A 21,588-nucleotide genomic window follows, 5' to 3' on the forward strand; every position below is an offset into this window, starting at 1 on the left:
CCTGTTAAATGCTGCGCGAAGCAGTTTTATACTCTTCCCATGTATGGATCTGTGATACTTTCGCGGCCGGTTTCTACATGGCCAGCAAAGCGTTTCAGGCTTTCACTATTTCCAATTTTTATATTGAAATCATACCATCCATGGTTTTTCGTGAGTGGAACGATAGACCGTGCAGATCCGCTTGCTGGTACTTTTATTTCGATTGGCTTTTGTTGGTAAGCGTTGTCAAGGATTTGTATCGTTTGACCCGTTTTTTCTCCATTGTGAATTTCTACTTGCAAATCGCCAGTAGGTTTTCCATTTTTGTCCAAAACATAAATACATACCGACTGAATATTTAAATCCTTTCCGTTGCCCGCAAATTCCCTGAAAAATCCGTTTGGCCCATATACTCTGAGGTGATATTGGCCTCCTTCAAAATCGGCCAGATTCCAGGTGTCAGTCAGTTTATCTCCGGCCCGAACCGCATAATTCCATACTTTCAAAGGATCATTTTGATATGGATTCATGGCGTAAATAAGAAATGGAGAACCAGCCGCTTTTTTGCCAAAAACCCTATTCGCGGCATTCATGCTGATTTCAAAAGTTTTTCCGTCATTCGCCATTTTTCCTTCAACATATAGTTCGTAGGGTAGTGCGCAAGACGAACGGGTTCCTTTCTCCTGTTTGGGTAAATTGGACGAACCGGCAACATTTTTATTGATCTCCGTAATCTCGTTTGCAGTAAGCACTTTGAAATTGGCGGGTATTTCTTTGAACTTCGCCTTGTGAATGGATGTCACAATCTCGTCCCTGTTTACCGGTTTTGGTTTTTTATATGAAGCAGGATCGTAAGTCTGAAAAACGGTACTGATATTACCGCAAATTGTCCTGCGCCATTCGGTAATGTTGGTTTCTTTAATCGCCTTTTTAGCCTTATGGCTTGTAAATTCTTCTAAAAACTGAATGATTGATGTGTGGTCAAAAACCTGAGAATTTACTTTTCCTCCGCGCGACCATGGCGATGCTACAACCAGCGGCACCCGAAAACCCAAACCAATTGCACCTTCACGGGCATTGGCTTTTGGAACCTGCGTTAAATCCTGATCCAAAGTCACATACTCCGCTTTTACATCAATTCCCTGAGATACTTTTCCGGTATTTTCTTTTAATGGATTTGGAATCGAAAATGGCGGAACGTGGTCGTAATAACCATCATTTTCGTCGTAACACAATATAAAAATCGTCTTTTTCCATACCTCAGGATCCTTGGTCAAAATATCCAGAATCTCGGATACAAACCAGGCTCCATACCAGGGAGCCGACGGGTGATCAGAGAAGTTTTGGGGAGCCGTCAGGTAAGAAACGGTTGGTAATTTTCCTTCATTTACATCCTTTCTGAATTGATAGAAAATATCGCTTTTCGGCACATCAACTTTCGTAGCTTCACTTCCATTTTCATACGAAATTGTGCTCAGTTTGAGATAATCAGGATCATTGATGTTGGTTACAAAAGCGCGTTTGTGAATGCTCTGTTCAATCGCAGATAGCTTTTTAAAGTTCTCCTGGCTATATTGAACAAGTTCGGATTCATACTTTTCGAGCATCAGTCGTTTTCCTTCATGGATCTTGGTAAGCTTCTCTTTTTCTGTGCCTGTTGTCGCAGCGAGTTGCTTTTCTGACTCCGGTAACTGCTTTTTTATGGTTTCAATTTCGCGTTGGATAAAGTGAATGTATTGCTTCGAAAATTTCACATTGTATTGCGCATATCGCTCCAAAGGATTACAACCAAAATTTCCCAACCAGGAACCTAAAGGCGAATTGAACTGCATTACAGCACTTACCTCATTCTGGTAAAATGCCCAGGAAACGCCGGCCTCTTCCAGTCTTTCGGGGAAAGTTTTCCATTTAACCGGTTTATTGTAAGAGAAATAGCTATTACGAACCACCGCGAGCGAATCCATAGTCGGTTGTTCTCTGATCGTACCAGACCACAAATAATAGCGATTAGGGTGCGTGGGCGTCATTGAAGAACAGAAATTCTGGTCGCAAACGGTGAAGGCATCTGCGAAGGCATAATAGAACGGAAGATCTTCCCGGTCGTAATGCCCCAGCGTTAGCGGCATGTCCGAATAGTCCTTATGACTGGATCGTTTCGAAGCAAGCCATTTATCATATTTACCACCGTTGTAGGCATCCACCTGCGATTCGCGCGAATGTGGCAGATCGTGCATCCAGGTGGCTTTCGTGTTTTTGATATCCAAACGGAAAGGAGCGTATGTATCTCCTTTATTATCAGTCTGCAACCAGACTTTATTTTTGTTAGGCAATGAAATTGCACGCGGATCATTGAAGCCCCGAACTCCCTGCAATTTTCCATAGGTATGGTCAAAAGAACGATTTTCCTGCATCAAAATCACGACATGCTCGGCGTCCAGATAGGTAGAATTGGAAGCAGGATTAATGGCCAGCGCTTTTTGTATCGACTCAGGCAAAAAGCCAGCTAAAGCAGCCCCGCCAGATAATAATGCAGCCTTTTTAAGAAATTCGCGTCTTGAATCCATGGCAAAAAATGTTGATTCGGAATTATTCTATATATAATTCCAATAAGACGTTTTTTTGCAAAACTTACTAGCAGGAGGTATTACTAAACTGTTAAGACTGATTTTGAAGTGCTATGGGCGGGGATTTATGCTACCAGGGCTATCATTGAATTGGGGATGGACATAAATATTCAGTTTTAGTGGCCCTTTTGATAAATACCCTATAACAGAATGGGTAGTACTGTTGCCAGTACTACCCATTCTTGCTAAAAAATATAAGAAAATCTACACCAACCCCTGCGCAAGCATGGCATCGGCAACGCGAACAAAACCGCCGATATTGGCTCCCTGAACGTAGCTCAGGCGGCCATCCGCTTTACGTCCGTACCGGGTGCAGGTTGCATGAATGTTGAACATGATTTCCTGTAACTTATTATCCACTTCCTCACGCGTCCACGAAAGTCTGAGTGAATTTTGAGACATTTCCAGACCGGATACAGCCACGCCGCCTGCGTTCGCCGCTTTTCCGGGAGCATACAGAATATCGTCATTTTCAAAAACTGAAATGGCTTCCGGCGTGCAAGGCATATTAGCACCTTCGGCTACACACATACAGCCGTTTTGGATCAGCAACCGCGCGTCGTTTTCGTCAAGTTCGTTTTGCGTAGCGTTTGGCAGAGCAATGTCACAAGGCACTTCCCATGGTTTTTTGCCTTCAACATAAGTGCAGCCAAACTTGTCCGCATAGGATTTGATCCGTCCTCTGGCTTCATTTTTCAGGTGCATGATGTAGGCGAATTTCTCAGAATCTATTCCCTTTTCATCATAAATGTATCCGGCGGAGTCGGAAAGCGTAACCACTTTTGCACCCAGTTCGATACACTTTTCGAGGGTATACTGCGCTACATTTCCGGAGCCAGATATTACAACCGTTTTTCCTTTGATGCTATCGTTACGTAATTTCAGCATTTGCTCAACAAAGTACACGACTCCATAGCCAGTCGCTTCGGGACGGATCAGACTACCACCGTAGCTGGCACCTTTTCCGGTCAAAACGCCTGTAAACTCATTTTTCAATCTTTTATATTGGCCAAACAAGAAACCGATTTCTCTTGCGCCAACACCGATATCTCCCGCAGGTACATCATTGTCTGAGCTGATGTGTCTGAACAATTCGGTCATAAAACTCTGGCAGAACATCATCACTTCGCGGTCTGACTTTCCTTTCGGATCAAAATCAGCGCCACCTTTTCCGCCACCCATTGGAAGTTGCGTTAGGCTGTTTTTGAATATTTGCTCAAATGCAAGAAATTTCAGTGTCCCGAGATTAACTGACGGATGGAAACGCAAACCACCTTTGTAAGGTCCGATGGCGCTGTTCATCTGAACACGGTAGCCACGGTTTACCTCAATTTCACCCTGATCGTTCATCCACGGAACGCGAAAAATAATCACCCTTTCCGGTTCAATGATACGTTCCAGAATTTTTCCTTTTTGGTAAACCGGCTTGGTTTCTACGAAAGGAATGATGGTTTCAGCAACTTCGTGAACTGCCTGGTGAAATTCGTTCTCTCCGGGATTGCGACTAATAACCCGGGACATAAATGCTTGTATTGTATCCACTGCTTAATTGTTTAATAACGGGAGTGTAAAAATGAACAGATAGAGGGTTTCCGGCGAAGATAATATAGAAGGTCAAGAATACACAGGGATTTTGCAGAGGCTAGCTGCCTGCATTATTTACTATAATTTAATAGTGCGTGTAGAATTTAGCTCTGTTTTGGAATAAAATATATTAATGTGTTCGATGTAGCATTTTTTCGTATGCAATTTTCCAGATTTACCGTATAATAAATGGCTTAATTGTTCACTTTCAATCTGAATAATTATCGAAAAAAAAATTAGCAGTCAAAACGTTGCTCAAACCACAGTTTTTTTTGGTTTTGTTGTAAGTAAGTATTTGATATTCATATTGTTTTAACATAATGCCGTTAAATAAGAACGAATCGCACCGAGTATTTCTCCAATCGTATTCTTGTTAGATTTAAATAAGAAAATGAATATGCTAAACACTGAGCCATGCACTTTTTTTACAATGGTCAGAATGGTGAAGAGCACACGCTTAGGGAATCAATAGACAAGCTGATTATAAGAACCTGCGATGGTTTTGACCCTAAGTCCTTACTCGACCATAAGCTGATCAAACCTTTCAGTCACAGATTAAAGTTGCTGGACTACTATCCGGAGGCTTCCGTATATGTGTATGCGTTAGGTTGTGCCAGCGCTGATGAACGGGACGTGATAAAGGAAATTTTCAAATCCATGGAACATCCGCTGATTCAGTTTGTGGGTACGGTCATGGAGCGAACTGATTCCGGCGTTTATCAGATTTATACCGGCAATTTATTTGTCAAATTTAAAGACGAAATCGACGGATTTGAGCAAAACGATGTATTGACCAGGCATAACCTAAGAATTAAAAAATACCTAAAATTTACCACTGATGGTTATTGGTTGGAGCCTGTTGTGGATGCTCATAGAAATATTTTTGACCTGTGTCTTAGGATTCTGGAAGAGCCCACAGTAGAATTATGCCATCCTGAGCTGGTGGTGAGCCGGAAAACAATATTGCCAACCACCATTCCGGGAGCGGTTGCGGACCTGGACGACTGGGCTGCAAGAATGATTGGCTTACGGGAAAGCTGGAAAACGACAAAGGGAAAAGGAGCCAGAATATGCATTATAGACGACGGTATTGATCTGTCTCACCCGGCATTTAACAACAGAAATCGGTTCGTACGTAGCAAAGACATGACCTGCTCTGAGGAGGTAGATGCATCTCATAAAGACGATTCCGAGATGCACGGAACGGCTTGTGCCAGTATTGCCTGTGGTGATGATGACGAAATTTTGGGTGTTGCTCCTGAGGCGGATCTTCTTGTGGTACGATCCAAAGGGTTGGGTTCGGTGCTCGAATCGGAGGCGATATTTTGGGCCGTTGAACATGGTGCTGATATCATTTCATGTAGCTGGGGCCCACCTGACGGCAGCCTGATTTTACCGCCCGAAACATATTATCACCATCCATTGCCCGACCATACCAGACTCGCGTTTGAGTATGCAACCACCAAAGGACGAAATGGAAAAGGCTGCCTCATATTTTTTGCGGCAGGGAATGGAAATGAGCCGGTAGAATATGACGGGTACGCCTGTAATGATTATGTGATGGCGATTGGTGCAGTGAACAAAGAAGGTAGTCTTACCACATATTCGGATTACGGAGAAAAACTGTTTTGCTGTTTTCCCAGCAGCGAGATTTCCATTGAAAACCAGCAGCAATTGCTTACATACGGCTTGTCCGTTGCCGACAGGCTTGGTATTAAAGGATATTCAGAAACTGATTATAATTCTGGTTTTGGCGGTACGTCGGCATCGTGCCCCGGTATGGCCGGAGTTGCTGCGCTAATGATCTCTGCAAATCCTCACTTGACTCTGAACCAATATAAGCAGTTGATGCAGGCAGCCTGTTATTTACCTAAGGCTATTGCGATTCCGGAATTGAGAAAAAGGCCGGGATACGGGATTATAAACGCAACCAAACTTTTAGAACTGACTAAAAATTTCAACATAACCAACACCCTTACACCTATGAATGCGAATAACAAACCCAAAAAAATTGCCGTTCATGTAGCGGTGGATGAGCTGGATAGGACCATTTACCAGGGCGATTATCAGGACTTGCAAGGATGCAAAAATGATCTCAACTTATTTCGGAAACTTACTAATGGAATATACGAGCAAAAAATATTTGAAGACAAAAATGCGACGAGAAAGGCGATTTTGGATGTACTGGAAGATCTTGTTACGCATACCAGTGCGGGTGATGAAATTGTGTTTACCTATTCAGGGCACGGTGGGTCTATTGATGTAAGAGTGGACAGCACTGAGGATGATGGAAAAGATGAAACGCTGGTGCTGCACGACGGCATGCTGATCGACGATGAAATACGGGACGTTTTTTTACGCTTTAAAAAAGGCGTGAAGGTTTTTTGGTATACCGATTGCTGCCACAGCGGGACTAATACAAGGAATGCTGCAACCGTAGCTACTACAAGAAATCTTCAGGTTACGAGCCGAAATGCAGGTGCACGAAAACTGTATAGATTGATGCCGAAGGAGGTATTGAACAAAGTATATCTGGATAATCGGGAAACATATCGTACCAATCGCTTGTCTCTTCAAAACAGAGGGAGTTCAAAAAGCGTAGCAAATGATGATTATGCAGCTACAATCATCCATTTTGCAGCTTGTCAGGATTCACAATATGCAGCGGAAATTAATGGTTTTGGGGATTTTACTAAGAAACTGACTGACGCGTTTGATGCTAACAAAAGTCTGAGTTACAAAGGGCTTTTTGATCAGGTAAAAAAACTGATGTCAGTGGATCAAACACCAATGTATAACAAATTTGGTCCGGATGTGGAGGCATTTGGTGAAATTCCATTTTTGAATCTGGTCACGGCTTCCACCGAAAATGTGCCGACATCCACCTCGAAACCTAAGGCTGATACAGTGCCCGATACAAGTGCGTTTTCCGATCTGGATACCTGTACCAATTTGCTGATTCAGGGTGCCAATTCTATGGTAGAGTTTAATGTGAAGCCAACCGGAAGAGGTGCACAATTTACAGTAAGAGGAAAAAGTGAAATCCGTGCCGTGGATTTTAGAGGCTCAAAAATCTGGGATAAGGCGTACGATGCTTACAACAGTAGGAAAGCTAACGGTGATCATGTTTTTATTGAACCCGATATGGCCAGTGCTATTTTTGGTGATCCCAAATTGGAGACAAATCGAAGCGGAGATGGCTACCTGGATACGTATCCTGCTCCTGAAAGCGGGAATGAACTCTGGCATTTGAGTGACAACCACAGTCAGCTTACCAAGGCATTAAAACATGCCTGTCCACAGGAAACGGTTTTGGGCAGGAATACGCAGGATTTACATCAATACCCGCTCATCGCTCACATAGATACCGGTGTGCTGACAGGTGGGCCGGTATCACCCATGAATCTGGATCTGAACGCAAGTTTTCGCTTTGATGATCCGATTGATAAAGACAAATGGTATTTGCCAGACTTTGCCGAACAACAAGGCCATGGAAATGCAACAGCGGCTATTTTGGCGGGAGGCAAACTGGCCATTCCCGGTGAAACCGTTCTTGACGCCAACGCCTTTTATGGTGGTTTTCCTTTTGCAAGAGTAGTCACGCTGAAAATCAGCGAGTCGGTAGCTATTCTGCGTGGAAAGAGTTTTGCAAAAGCATTGAATTATGCGGTAGACGTTTTGAAGGCCGATGTGGTAACGATGTCTATGGCCGGAGCTCCTTCCAAAGTCATGCTTGAAGCAGTGAACAATGCTTACGAAAAAGGCGTGATTATGGTTTGTGCAGGTGGGAATTGCTGGTCTCAAGGTGCAAAAAAGTTGTTGCCGTCGACCTTGATGTATCCCGCTATTCTCAATCGGGTGATTGCCGCCACAGGTGTAACTTTGAATAAAACGCCTTATCTCAATGAATTCAATCCGGTAACGAACCGGGATTCCGGAGGACGGTTTATGCAATCCTGTCACGGTCCGGCCAATGCCATGAGAACTGCTTTGGCGGCTTATACGCCCAATTTATTATGGTTTTCGGAGGAAGGCAATCCCTATTATCTGAAATCGGGTGGGGGAACTTCGAGCGCAACGCCACAGATCGCTGCGGCGGCTGCATTGTATTGCTTTAAATATAGAACCATTCTTTCTGCTGTTGATGAACCCTGGAAGAAAGTGGAAGCAGTGCGTCAGGCACTTTTCAGAAGTGCGGATGTTTCACAAAATGAAATGTTTGGAGAGATATACACTGTAAACGGCAGGGAGTATAACCAATATTTTGGCAACGGGATGCTCAAAGCTTACGACGCTTTACAACTTGATGCCGGTGATATTTTAAGCGAGATTGGTCAAAATCCGAATAAGTTTAAAGAAGAAAAGGAAACCCTGGGGCGCACCGGAATCGACGATCTTTTTAAGATGTGGTTCCGTTCCGCTGTGCAACCCGAGGCAGATAATACATTGAAGGAAATGGTCGCGCTGGAAATAGAGCAGCTCATTTTTACCGATCCGGAACTGTTCAAGTTTAGCAGTGAAAAACGCCTGACTTACGAATTGAAGTTGAAACTTTATGAATCGGACAGGACTTCGGCTACGCTCAAAAAACTGCTGGGTAAAGACATCGGATTAAACAACCGCTCAAATTTGACACGGTCTGCTAACATCATGTTGCAAACAGAAATAGTTGATCTTGATGAACAGAGAAGCATTTATGTTTCGCTGCAAAACATCCGCGGGACCGTAACTAAAACCAACGATGCGATAACCGAAGTGCATTTGGGAGGATTCGCTGTGGAAGTGGACAATTCCACGACAAGAGGAGGAGCTGATCCTGCGATTGAAATTAGCTATTCGTCCGACGACGGGGAAACGATGTATCTGGTTACCAAGGAATATGAAGACGGAACCAAAAGTTACAGTTGGGCAGAAACCAAAGACGGGTCATCAAGAGGGGGAGGTGATCAGTTGGACATTTATCTGGATGACCAGAACGTGCTCTACATTGACATACCAACCACAAGGGGTTTTTTCAAAAAGATAAAACGCTTCTTTGTCAATGTCTTTCGCACGATCAACGACAAGGCCGCATCCGACATGCAGGGACTTTTGTTTGGTGAGGTAGTTAATGGTGCTTTGCAATGGAGTGAGATCAAAAACGCAGGCAATGATGTTAAAAAAGAGATCCAGGATCAACCCAAAACGCTTTTCCTGAGCCATGGCGCGTTCAGTTCGGTTGAAGTTTCATTCAGGCAGTTGGGTGCTGATGCAGCATTTTTACAAGAATTGCAGGATAAAAACTACGGGAAATATGTGCTGGGTTATAATATGTCTTCCGTGAAATCGGGCATTGAAGAAAACGCCAGCGATATATTAGCGGCTCTGAGAAAGTTGGGTGTAGATAACAAAAAACTTACCATTATTGCGTCCAGCAGAGGTTGTCTGGTAGCACGGCAGGCTTTCAGAGATGGGCAAAGGATGATACTGAGTGCGGGTCCGCATCTGGGAACTCCTATGGCTTCGGAGGAAAACATAAGCAAGCTGATCAATCGGTTCACAGGTTTGGTGATCACGGTTTCAGGGGTGTCGTCTCCCGTGGTGGGTGTGTTGGCATTTGCTGCCAAAATGGTAATTAAGTTTTTCTGGAAAATGCAGGGTGTGGCTGATATGGCGCCGGGCAGTGATTTTGTGAATCAGCTTAATGCAAATGTTCCGCTTGGAGTTAATAACTTTCTGATTGGCATGAATTATCGTGGACAAGGACTCAAATCTGCACTCGATTTCGCGAATGACAATTTGATTTTTGGAGGTGTATCCAATGACATGGTGGTCCCGTTCGACAGCGCCATCAATAATTACAGCAATCCCGATAACACCTTCTTCTGCGCCGAACACGAGGACGTGCATCACCTGATCTATTTTGGAGACAAAGAGATTATTGAAACGGTTAATAAATGGCTGCCTTAGTTATGAGAATACTGGAAAAAAATGAGTCATTTATTTCGGTGCGCTGCACCTCCTAGGAAATCTTGTTTAGGATTTTTCAACAAATATTCCGGTGCTCTGTACCTTATTCCAGAACAGGTGCAGGGCACCGTAATATTTGTAGGAAGAAACAATGAATAGGTTTTCCAAGGTGCAGCGCACCGAAATATGAAGCAACAGACATTTATACAAGGTGCATTTTAAAGACCCTTTTGTTAACTTTTGCTCCTTTTGTGGTTCAAAAATGACCTATGATTAAAACCGAATAGGTGCAGCGCACCGAAATGAAAACCAGCGGACCTGTGTCCAACGAGCATTAAAAGCAACTTCTGTTAACTCCTGTTCCTTTTATGGTTCAAAATTTATTTTTGTCGTAAATCAGGTTGTAAACGCCACATCGCCATAATCCCAGTTGTGCACTGGTTTTGACTTGGAAATTATTCCAAGTCAAACTCATTATTTTGAACTAAAAAAACAATTGGCAATAGCATCCATTTCACCCAGATTGATACGTGCTCCGCTGATGTTGGCGGTGACCGCAATCACCAGATCATTTTCAGGATACACAATAAGGAAAGTTCGTCCCCCGTCGATCAGCCCTCCATGATGGATTATTTTTCTCCCTTTGTCATCATGACCAATTCGCCAGCCAGCAGCATAATTGGTATTTTCTCCCGAGTTTAACACTTGAGTCGTAAGAAGTATATCAATGGTTTCCTTTTTCAGTATAGAATGTTTAATGAGCTCCGTTCCCAGCTTGACTAAATCCGTAGGCGTGGATAGAAAACCGCCACCTGCCCATTTGTAACTATTGTCCACCATTCCCGCATGAACGTGCTTCCCATTTTTTAACTCGTAAAATCTAACACGGTTATTGATCAGACTGTCGCTGTAATCAGGACTTGTTTCAGTCATACCGAGAGGAGAAAAAACGGATGTTTTCATCAAAGACAAATAATCCTGCCCACTTGCACCTTCGAGAGCAGCACTCAAAAGCGTGTAGCCGTAAGTGGAATAATTGTATTTGCTTCCCGGCTGAAACAGCAGACTGTCCTGATTGAAAATGGAAAGAGCCTCCGTTACAGAGATATATCTTTTGGGACAAGTAATTGGATCGTCGTTTCTGTAATGTCTGATGCCGGAAGTGTGTGTAACAAGTTGCCTGGCTGTGATCGTATATTTTTTTAATGGAAACTGAGGCACATAGGCTTGAATAGCAGTATCCATATTAAATTTGCCGTTTTCCAGTAATCGCCCTAAGGCCACAGAGGTCAGGGATTTTGATACCGAGCCGATTCGGAACCGGGAATGTATGGATACTGGTATCCTGGATTCTAAATCGGCAAAACCCAAGCCTTGTGCCCAGATAATCCCCCTGGCGTTACCTACTGCGACAGATAATCCGGGTATATTTTGAGCAGTCTGCAATGAATCCAGATACTTTTGCGCTTTGTTTATTGCAGGTAGAAAAGCCTTGTCTTTTATCGATTCGCTTTTACTGTTTATCTGGGCATAACAGATGTTTAAACTCAATAGAAAGACAATGAGGAATTTGTTTTTCATGGCTTTGGGACGTTTTAATTGTATGTATCCGGTTTAATATCAAAAGTTAAAAAATTAAAGGTTTACTTGAGTAGAAAATGGATGAATGGTAAACCAGCAACAGACATATATTCAAGGAGCATTTTGAAAGCTCCTTTTGCCAACTTCATTCCCTTTTGTGATCCAAAAATGAACTAGGAGTAGTTCATCGCCCTAAAGGAACACGCAAATATTAAAGCTCCAATCAGGAATTTTTTGCGTTTTTTTGCATTGAAAAATACTGGAAATCTTCCTTTAAAATCACGTCACTGGTTTATCAACAGCCTTATGCTTGAACTTCTTGCAGTAATTACCTTTTTTGGATACATCTATTATTTACGCAACTACGCCGACCTGAGAAGCAAATCGGAGAAAGAGTTAGCTGAATTCTCCCCGGGCGTTGAGTTATACGAAACGGGGCGTATCGATGAAGCTTTGTTGTATTTTGATCAGAAAGTAAAACAGCGTCCCGGGTCCTGTATTGCACATTTGTACAGAGGGTTATGTCAAAAAGCGAAGGGTGAATCCGCTCAGGCATTTGCCGATATTCAAAAAGCGGTAAGTCTGGATGACGAGGTGTTTCAGGCTCATTTACAATTGGGTATTTTACATCTGGAAGCAAACAACGCTGAGGCTGCATTGGTGGCTTTCAACAAGGCTGTGATGAAAGCGCAGGACACTTCGGCAGAGCCATACAAATGGCGGGCAGCGGCATATTTAACCCTCAATAGAACAGAGGAAGCAACGGCTGATTTAGCTACCGAAAAACTTATAATACAAAAAATGGAAAATGGATCAGCCGTTTTGCCAAAGAATGAAACACCGTTTCTTGATAAAAAACTGATGGTGAGTATGGTGATGGTTGTTTTTACCAGTGCGCTTGTTGTAGCCGTAGTCAAAAGATCAGAAGGCGTCCATTTTCCTTATCTGGTAGCTGTTTTGTGCGCCATTGCCATCGGTTTTGCTGAGCCTCGTAAGGGTTGGTTTCTGGCCCTGATGCAATGCGTGCTGGTACTAGCAGGTTACTTTTTATTTACTTCACAAATTGATCCAAGAGGTGGACAGGAACTCGAAAATTTCCGTTTGTACGGATCCGTTGTACTGACTTTTGTGGCTAGCTTTTTGGGTGGATTTATGAAAAGGGCTTTTAGCATGTAACAAAATAGTTTTTTTATATAAACTGTAAGTTACTTATTGATAAGGAAGTAAGTCTACCCATGGTATTCTGGTTTCAGGAAAATACTGTTCATTTCAGGCTTAAAATCCAATGCAGGCTTATCTTTGGCAGAAGTTACTTTGCAGTCTGATGGCGCAGGGGCGTTCTTACTTGCAGGTTGCGAAATGTATCGCTTCTTGGTGCCAAAGAAAAAGAAGCAGCGGTGATTCTTAATGGTTAACATATATGAATTGCCCACAAAAGGAACAATAGAAAACAAAGTTAGCTTTTGTGAACTTGTGTGGTTCAATCAAAAAAACTTACCACAAAGGGCAAAATATAAGAGACAATTAGCCTTTGTTAACTATTGTTTCTTTTGCGGTTTAATTAAAACCCTTTCCGCAGTTTTGCGATGGAAATTTTAACTTCTACTACGGGCATTGAAAAACGGAATTATGAAAAGTAAAATGCGATTTGCTTACAGGTTGCCAATATTAATTTTTGCTGCCTTTCTGGTAATACCTCCCGGTTATGGGCAAAAGAAAACTGTGGCAAAAAAAGTCGCTCCTGTAAGCGACCGGCAGTTCTGGCTTGCCGAAATGGATAAAAATGTGCAGGCCGGTTATGTCTGCCCTGGCGCATGACAGTCTGCGTATTCTGATGCCGCAAGTTACCTCGGTACGTGCCGATAATAAAGCGCAACGCATTCAGGTTCAGTATCTGGAAGTTTTGGGACGTGTGCTGAGCGGCATTGCACCGTGGCTGCAAACCGAAGGCGGATCGGCAGAGGAAATCGCTTTACGTGATCAATATCGCCAATGGGCCATTGCCGGGCTCTCCAATGCACTGGATTCTACCAAAAAGGATTACATGCGTTTTGATCTTGGAGGTCAGCAGTTGGTGGATGCTTCTTTTTTGGCTGCGGCTTTTATCCGTGCACCATGGCTTTGGGAAAACCTTAATCCCGCCGACAAAGATCGTATGGTGGCTGCTCTTAAAAGTACTCGCCGCTACAAACCTGTTTTCTCCAACTGGCTGCTTTTTTCAGCGATGACGGAGGCATTTTTTAGCAAATACGGATATGAATGGGATCCGATGCGGGTGGATTACGCTTTACAACAGCTCGAACAATGGTATGTAGGCGACGGGATGTACAAAGACGGCACTTCTTATGCTTTTGATTACTACAACAGCTACGTGATTCATCCATATCTGGCTGCGATTGTAGACGTGATCGGGAAGAAAACAAATGCTTACAATGGTATGTTTGGGAAAATAAACAAACGTAATGAACGCTACGCGGTGATTCAGGAACGGTTGATTAATGGAGATGGAACATTCCCGGCTACGGGCCGCTCCATCATTTATCGCGGTGCCGCTTTTCATCACCTTGCCGACGTTGCTTTGCGTCAGAAATTACCTGCGCAATTGAAGCCGGCTCAGGTTCGTAGTGCGTTAACAGCTGTGATCCGGAAAACACTGGAAAGCCCCACAACATATGAAAATGGCTGGCTGACACTGGGACTATACGGTTCGCAGCCAGACCTGGCCGATGTCTACAATAATCAGGGTAGCCCATATCTGTGTACAAGTATATTTCTTCCGCTTGGCCTGCCGGCTTCCGATCCGTTCTGGGCAAATGCGCCTGAAAAATGGAGTGCTCAGAAAATTTGGGGCGGCGAGGATTTTCACAACGATCACGCAGAAGATTTAAAGTAATTTGTAACATCAGAAAATTTCAGAGCATATTACCATCGGGAAAGACAATACACACTTACCTTTGCATCCTCCAATTAGCCATTGATTATAAAAATTGAACTCAGTATTTCTGTCAGGTAAAACGCGGTCTTTTCAAAAATGGCCATTTATTTTTGTTGTCATCAGCCTCCTGGTACTGTTATCCAGATGGTATTACGTTGAAAATTTTGTGGTGGCGATGCCCTTCTGGGATCAATGGGATGCGGAAGGCGACTGGCTGCTCAGACCGTGGGTGGAGGGACATTTCAAAATGTCGGATCTATGGTTTCCGCAAAATGAGCATCGTCTGGTGCCGAGCCATATTTTAACCTTGCTATTATTCGAAGTAACGGGAACATGGAGTAATCTTACGGAAGCCAGAGTTAATATTGTACTTGGTGCTCTGACACCGCTGTTGCTGATCTGGCTGCTTCACCGATGGGGGGAAATTTATAAGTGGAGATGGCTGGTTGTTGCTGTAATTATTTGCGGAGCCATACTTCCATTCGCCTGGGAAAATATCCTGTTTGGTTTTCAGAGCCAGTTTTATTTCCTATGCATTTTTACACTTTCAGCACTTTTCCTCGCATCAACAAGGCCGTATCATGCGGCGTCTGTTTCAGCTATTGTTGTGATTTCCATTTTGAGTGTTTTGACCATGGCATCTGGCTTGCTTACACCCGTTGCGGTTGCCGCGGTATACAGTCTGCACTGGCTTATGGCGAAGAAAAAGCATTTACAGACAATTATTATAATAGTTGTCCTTGCGGGAATTACAGTAACGGCTTATCTCACTATGCCTTACAACCCGGGTCATGATTTTTTACATGCTCAAAATTTTGCCGAATTTTCCAAGGCTTTAATCCGCGTACTCGGATGGCCGTTAACTGCCCGGAAACTAATAACGATTGTATTTTGGTTACCCTCGGCAGCAATATTAATTACGTTTCTGATTAAGAAAAAACTAAGCCGGACAGACGTTCTGATGTCCGGTTGCTTTATCTGGTCGGCGTTGCAGGCAGTTGCAATCGCTTACGGCCGCGGGCACGAACCCGGAGATGTACTATCACGATATACCGACTTGCTAAGCCTTGGACTGGCAGGCAGTGCCTGGTTTATCGTGCGGGCCACGGAGGTATTTAATCCGGTTGGCAGGTTCAGGTATACCTTTAAAATTATTGCAATACTGTTTTTTGCTGCATTTTTTGTCAGCCACAAAAAGCGGTTCAGACCTGGTATTAACTCGATGAAAAAATCGAAGGAACTGCGTACGATCCAGGAAACCAACGTTTACGGTTACCTGAGGACAGGAGATGCACATTACCTGCAGCAGGGAAATATTCCTTATCCCGATGCAAACCGCTTGCAAATGCTGCTTGACAATCGGGGAATCCGAAGAACACTTCCTCCAAATGGGAAAGCTCCGGTGAAATAATATAGATACTTAGTACCGGTAATTTATCAATATCCGGAAGATCGTCTATAATAGTTTGCTTTCGTTTGTTGCCAGGATATCAGAAATAGTGTCCGGTTATAGCACTTGTCGCTCAGCACTTTCATCGACCTGATTGGGCAAATAATCAGAATAACATAAAGCGCTTCACCATTTGATCGTTATAAATATTTGGTTTTTTTATACTTTTAAGCCGAATATTTATATCACGTGCGATTCCATATATACAACTTAATGTCACTGAAAAGTCGTTTTCCTCTAATCTCTGTGCAACGCTGTGTTCCTAAAAATCCCTAAATTTGGAATCGGGCACGCAGGAAGTAAAGGCGTAAGACTCAAACGTTGACAATTATAAGTATTAAATGAACAAAGTATCCGCAGTTTTATTTTTTGTCTTACTGACTTGCACTGCGTTTGCTCAGTTGCGTATTGAAGTGGTGGCTACGCCTCCGCTCGCAACACCTTCGTCTTCACTTTATCTGGCTTCGGATCTGAACAATTGGAGCCCCGGAGATCCCAATTACCGGTTTAGAAAAGATACGTCGGGCGTTTACTTCATTGATATACCAAAAAATCCTACCCGTTTTGAATTTAAAATTACCCAAGGGAACTGGACCATGGTTGAGGGTGACTCGGCGGGTGCTCCGCTTCGTAACCGGTTGTATGATGCCTCGTCATTGCCGGATAAAAATCTTCTGCAAGTACGTATCAATGGATGGGAACAGAAGATCGTCTACACTTTTATCATTAAAAAATTACCCGAAAATACGCCTCACGATGCGCAGCTTTATATAACGGGAAATTTCAATGACTGGGAAGCTGCCAATCCACTTTACAAGGTTTACAAAAATGTAGACGGCACTTACAGGACAACGATTTACACAGAAAAGGATCCGGTCGAGTATAAATTTACCAGAGGTGAATGGAATTCAATAGAAGGGCGGGCGAGTGGTAAGGCGCGCCCGAATCGCTTAATTTATCGGGACTCTAAGATCAATCACATGTCGGTGGACGTGGAGATTGATGGGTGGGAAGATCTTACGGCCTCATTTCATTTTTATTCCATTTACGATCTTTTGTTGCTTTTTGCAGTGTTTCAGGGCATATTGCTCATCATCGCCATTCCCACAATACAGAACTACAACCGCTCGGCAAACCGTTGGCTGGTGATTACGATTGGCGTTGCGTCACTTATGATTTTGCTGCGTACCATTGGAAGTTACCGGGAAGCGGCTCAGGCCTTTACCAAGGTGCTGCTCATGCCGGATTTTATCTTGTTTTTATACGTTCCGCTGTTTTATTTTTATCTACAAAAGCTGCTCTTCAACCAATCTGCAAAACCGGTGAGGCAATTGCTTTTCTTTCTCCCTGCCATTTTACAGTGTTTCGTATACCTGCCATTTTTCCTGATGGGTGAAAGAACCCTACAGCTCAGTTTCATGATGCAGGACTGGAAACTGATGGGTGTTTTCCTGGGGACGGGACTTCTTGCATTGGCCTGGAATACCTATTTCTGGTTTCTGTTTCGGAAAACATTCCGGTTTTATCGGGAACAATATCAAAGCCATTTTTCCTATGAGCAAAATCTCAATTACCTCAATACAGTTCTTTTCATTCAGGCGATATGCCTGGGTCTCTGGTATTTTCTATTCATCATGCTTGGGCTGGGGCACTGGTTCGAGTTTGATGTTACGCAAATTGTTGAGCGTAGCGTGGATGCGATTTGGCTTGCTTTTTCAACCATCACGTATTTCGTAGGATACTTTGCCATTCATCAACCTGAAATTTTTAAAATTTCACCTCAGGCCTTGTCTATTTTTGGAGAGATCAAATCATCACCTGTGGTTATGGGAAGTGAGGAAGAGGTGATTGATAAAAAAGTAGAACAAGCGGAAGATTTGCATGAGGCACGGGCTCAGGTGGAAGATTACATGATTAAACATAAACCATATACCAATCCGAAACTGAGTTTAAACGAGCTTGCCGGGAAGATAAAACTTCCTCCTCATACCTTGTCGAAAGTAATCAATGATGGCTTCGATAAAAACTTTTTTGACTTCATTAATTCCTACCGTGTCGACGAGTTTAAGAAACGTGTCGATAATCCTAAGTTTAAGAATTACACGTTGCTGAGCATTGCCTACGAGGTAGGTTTCAATTCTAAAACGGCTTTCAACAGGTCCTTCAAAAAGATGACCGGACAAACGCCTCGCGACTACTACAACGAGAGCCGTTTGGAAGAGTAATTGACTTTTTCCTGTTAAAACTTTCAAATAAATAAGTGCCATTTTATAAAGTGGTCATTTGTTTTGGTGTGTATATACTTCATTTTTAAATAGTTATCAACATTTCATTTTGATTCTGAAAAATATGGGCTGAATCGTGAAGTGGAGCGACAGAGGACTTTTATAGGGATACTTTTGCTGAGTAATATTTCGATAATTAATAGGATTTAAACCTGTGTTATTATTGAGGCTTACAAAACCAATCATCCAAAATTTATTCCTCTAAGATGAATCAGCATTACAAACAATTATTCTGTTTTGCCCTGTTACTCCTTCTCGGGAGTTCGTCGGCAAGAGCACAAATTACCGTTGGAGGTAAAGTTACAGATGCCAAAGATGGCTCGGAGCTACCGGGTGTAACGGTACTCGTAAAAGGCAGCTCAATGGGGACGCAATCGGATGCGTCGGGTCGTTATTCACTTTCAAATGTGCCGGCTCAGGCAGTCCTTGTTTTTAGTTTCGTTGGTAAGCTTGCGAAGGAAGTACCGACCGAGAATCAGACAACCATTAATGTGACACTTGAAGACGACAGCCAGGATTTGACGGAGGTGGTTGTGATTGGTTATGGCTCTCAAAAGAAACAGGAACTTACCGGTTCTATCACTTCCATTTCTTCAAAAGACTTTCAGCAGGGAAACATTCAAAGTCCTGAGCAGCTCATTGTCGGAAAAGTAGCAGGGGTTTCGATCACTTCCAATAGCGGTCAGCCTGGTGTGGGAAGTACGATCCGTATCCGTGGTGGTGCTTCACTCAATGCAAGTAATGATCCGTTAATCGTGATCGATGGAGTACCATTAAGTGGAAATAAGATTGACGGGGCACCTAGTCCACTGAGCCTGATCAACCCAAATGATATTGAAACTTTTACCGTATTAAAAGATGCGTCGGCAACTGCGATTTATGGCTCACGTGCTTCAAACGGTGTCATTTTGATTACGACCAAAAAAGGTAAAAGCGGCAGGCCGACTATTAATTTCAATACACAACTTGCGGTATCGAAAATTGGGAAAATGGTGGATGCGCTGGATGCCAATGAGTTCAGAACGTATGTTGAAACAAACGGAACGGATGCGCAAAAGGCAATATTGGGCACTGCTAATACCAACTGGCAGGAGGAAATATACCGTACCGGTATCAGTACAGACAATAACCTGAGCATTTCGGGAGCGTTGAAAAACATGCCATATCGGGTTTCTGCGGGTTATTTGCTACAAAACGGGATTCTGCTCACAGACAAACTACAACGTCCTTCGGCTTCGGTTAATATCAGTCCGAGATTGTTTAACAAGCATTTGAAAATAGACCTCAATCTTAAAGGAGCGATTACAAAATCGAATTATGCGAATCAGGGCGCAATTATCAACGCCGTTCAATTTGATCCTACGCAACCTGTAATGGACGAAACCAGTCCGTTTGGCGGATATTTTGAGTGGGTGACCAGAGATGAAGCTGGCGTAGCAACGCTTAATCCCAATGCCCCACGCAACCCTGTTTCATTGATCAAATTGCAGGACAATCAAAATACAGTTCAGCGTAGTTTTGGTAATGTACAGTTCGATTACATGTTCCACTTCCTGCCAGATTTACATGCAAACCTGAACCTGGGTTATGACGTATCAAAAGGTAGGGGGACGATTTTTGTGCCTGAATATGCGGGACAGAGTTTCAGCACGCAGGGGCAAAACAACAGATCTCGCAATAGCGGGAATAACAAAGTTGCTGAGTTCTATTTAAACTATGTAAAGGATATTCCGGGAATTAAAAGTACCATTAATGCAACCGCAGGATATGGATACTACAACAACTCAACCACGAATTATTCTTTTGCCAATTTCAGCGCAAACGGTGATACAATCGCAGGTTCTCAGCCAAAATTTGCCTTTGACATTCCTGAAAATACGCTTATTTCATACTACGGCCGATTAATTTATACCCTGGATGACAAGTACATTCTCGCAGGTTCGGTTCGTACTGACGGGTCGTCTCGTTTCTCTCCTGAAAATCGCTGGGGTGTTTTCCCTTCAGTTGCCCTTACATGGAGAATTAACAAGGAGAAATTCCTGAGTACTTCAAGCAAGCTGTCGGACCTGAAACTGAGATTGAGCTATGGAATCACCGGTAATCAGGATGGTATCGCAAATTATTCTTATCTGGGGATTTACTCAATCAGCTCCAATGCTTCTCAATATCAGTTCGGGAATCAGTTTTACAACATGACTGCGCCCGCTGCATACGATGCCAACATCAAATGGGAGCAAACTGCAACGGCCAATGCCGGTCTTGACTATGGTTTTTTTGACAATCGTTTGACAGGTAGTTTGGATGTTTATTTCAAAAAAACCAAAAATCTGTTAAACACCGTTCCTATTCCTATTGGGTCGAATTTCAGTAACCAGATCCTGACCAATGTAGGTAACATTGAAAACAAAGGAGTTGAATTTGCGATCAATGGAAATCCGGTGAGAACGAAGAATTTTAACTGGGATTTAGGATTCAATTTTACTTATAACAATAATAAGATCACGAATCTTACTGCGGTTAGCGATCCTGAATTTGCTGGAAATTTGACAGGCGGAATTACAGGTGGAACAGGCCAGAGCATTCAAATTCATTCGGTGAATTACAACACTTTCTCTTACTACGTTTTCAAACAGGTGTATGATCAGGCAGGCAAACCGCTCGAAGGTGTATATGTGGATTTGAACGGAGATGGTGAGGTGAATCAGAAAGATCAGTATCGTTACAAATCGCCTTTCCCGAAAGTAATGCTCGGCTTCAATACGCAGTTGACGTACCAGAAATGGACCCTGAGTACGATTCTGAGAGCAAATTTGGGCAACTACATGTACAACAACGTATCATCCAATTTTGGAGTTGAAAGAAACATCCTGAATCCGAACAACATCCTGGGTAACAGCACAACGGATATTTATAAAACCGGATTCTTCAACAATCAGTATCAGTCGGATTATTATATTCAGAATGCATCTTTCCTGCGTATGGACAACATTGGAATTGGCTACAATGCAGGACGTGTGTTAGGCAACAAAATGAATCTTCGCCTAAATGCAACCTGCCAGAACGTATTTGTAATGACAAAATATACGGGCCTGGATCCAGAGGTGAATGGTGGTATCGATTACAACCTTTACCCACGCCCAAGAACCTTCGTGTTGGGATTGAATCTTGACTTTTAATTTATCGATTTCTAATTAATTGGAA

The 21,588-nt window shown here is 43.1% G+C and carries 10 protein-coding genes; 7 read left to right on the forward strand and 3 right to left on the reverse strand.

The features are described 5' to 3' along the window. Positions 1-26: 26 nt before the first annotated feature. Together LZG71_RS23050 and gdhA are read right to left on the reverse strand one after the other, a co-directional pair. Positions 27-2,543, reverse strand: a complete 2,517-nt coding sequence (locus LZG71_RS23050) for a phosphocholine-specific phospholipase C (protein ID WP_233824386.1) — start codon at positions 2,541-2,543, stop codon at positions 27-29. Between the two features lie 264 nt (positions 2,544-2,807). Beyond that, the gene (gene gdhA / locus LZG71_RS23055) at positions 2,808-4,145 is read right to left on the reverse strand and encodes an NADP-specific glutamate dehydrogenase (protein WP_409013656.1); all 1,338 of its coding nucleotides are present in this window, start codon (positions 4,143-4,145) and stop codon (positions 2,808-2,810) included. A gap of 456 nt (positions 4,146-4,601) precedes the next feature. On the opposite strand from gdhA, the gene LZG71_RS23060 reads away from it, so the two are divergent. Further along, positions 4,602-10,136: a S8 family serine peptidase gene (locus LZG71_RS23060; protein WP_233824388.1), complete on the forward strand. Its 5,535-nt coding sequence runs from the start codon at positions 4,602-4,604 to the stop codon at positions 10,134-10,136. Positions 10,137-10,610: 474 nt separating this feature from the next. Here the strand turns inward: LZG71_RS23060 and LZG71_RS23065 are convergent, their stop codons facing one another. Continuing rightward, a complete protein-coding gene (locus LZG71_RS23065; RefSeq protein WP_233824390.1) occupies positions 10,611-11,717 on the reverse strand; it encodes a serine hydrolase in 1,107 nt (368 codons plus the stop codon). Between the two features lie 306 nt (positions 11,718-12,023). Between LZG71_RS23065 and LZG71_RS23070 the strand changes: the two genes are divergently transcribed. The 6 genes from LZG71_RS23070 to LZG71_RS23095 all read left to right on the forward strand — a co-directional run bounded on the left by LZG71_RS23070 (position 12,024) and on the right by LZG71_RS23095 (position 21,563). Next, a complete protein-coding gene (locus tag LZG71_RS23070; protein WP_233824392.1) occupies positions 12,024-12,893 on the forward strand; it encodes a M48 family metallopeptidase in 870 nt (289 codons plus the stop codon). Between the two features lie 453 nt (positions 12,894-13,346). Then, positions 13,347-13,535, forward strand: coding sequence for a hypothetical protein (locus LZG71_RS23075; protein WP_233824394.1), 189 nt, complete (start codon positions 13,347-13,349; stop codon positions 13,533-13,535). Beyond that, positions 13,516-14,610, forward strand: coding sequence for a DUF2264 domain-containing protein (locus LZG71_RS23080; protein WP_233824396.1), 1,095 nt, complete (start codon positions 13,516-13,518; stop codon positions 14,608-14,610). Before LZG71_RS23075 ends, LZG71_RS23080 begins: the two co-directional genes overlap by 20 nt. Positions 14,611-14,704: 94 nt before the next feature. Then, positions 14,705-16,063 (forward strand): hypothetical protein, encoded by a 1,359-nt coding sequence (locus tag LZG71_RS23085; protein ID WP_233824398.1) that lies wholly within the window; start codon positions 14,705-14,707, stop codon positions 16,061-16,063. A gap of 380 nt (positions 16,064-16,443) precedes the next feature. Further along, positions 16,444-18,327, forward strand: a complete 1,884-nt coding sequence (locus tag LZG71_RS23090) for a helix-turn-helix domain-containing protein (protein WP_233824400.1) — start codon at positions 16,444-16,446, stop codon at positions 18,325-18,327. A 266-nt stretch (positions 18,328-18,593) separates the two neighbouring features. Further along, positions 18,594-21,563: a TonB-dependent receptor gene (locus LZG71_RS23095; RefSeq protein WP_233824402.1), complete on the forward strand. Its 2,970-nt coding sequence runs from the start codon at positions 18,594-18,596 to the stop codon at positions 21,561-21,563. The last annotated feature ends 25 nt before the right edge of the window (positions 21,564-21,588 follow it).

The sequence above is a fragment of the Dyadobacter sp. CY312 genome (genome assembly GCF_021390535.1).
In the GTDB taxonomy this organism is placed as follows: Bacteria; Bacteroidota; Bacteroidia; order Cytophagales; family Spirosomataceae; genus Dyadobacter.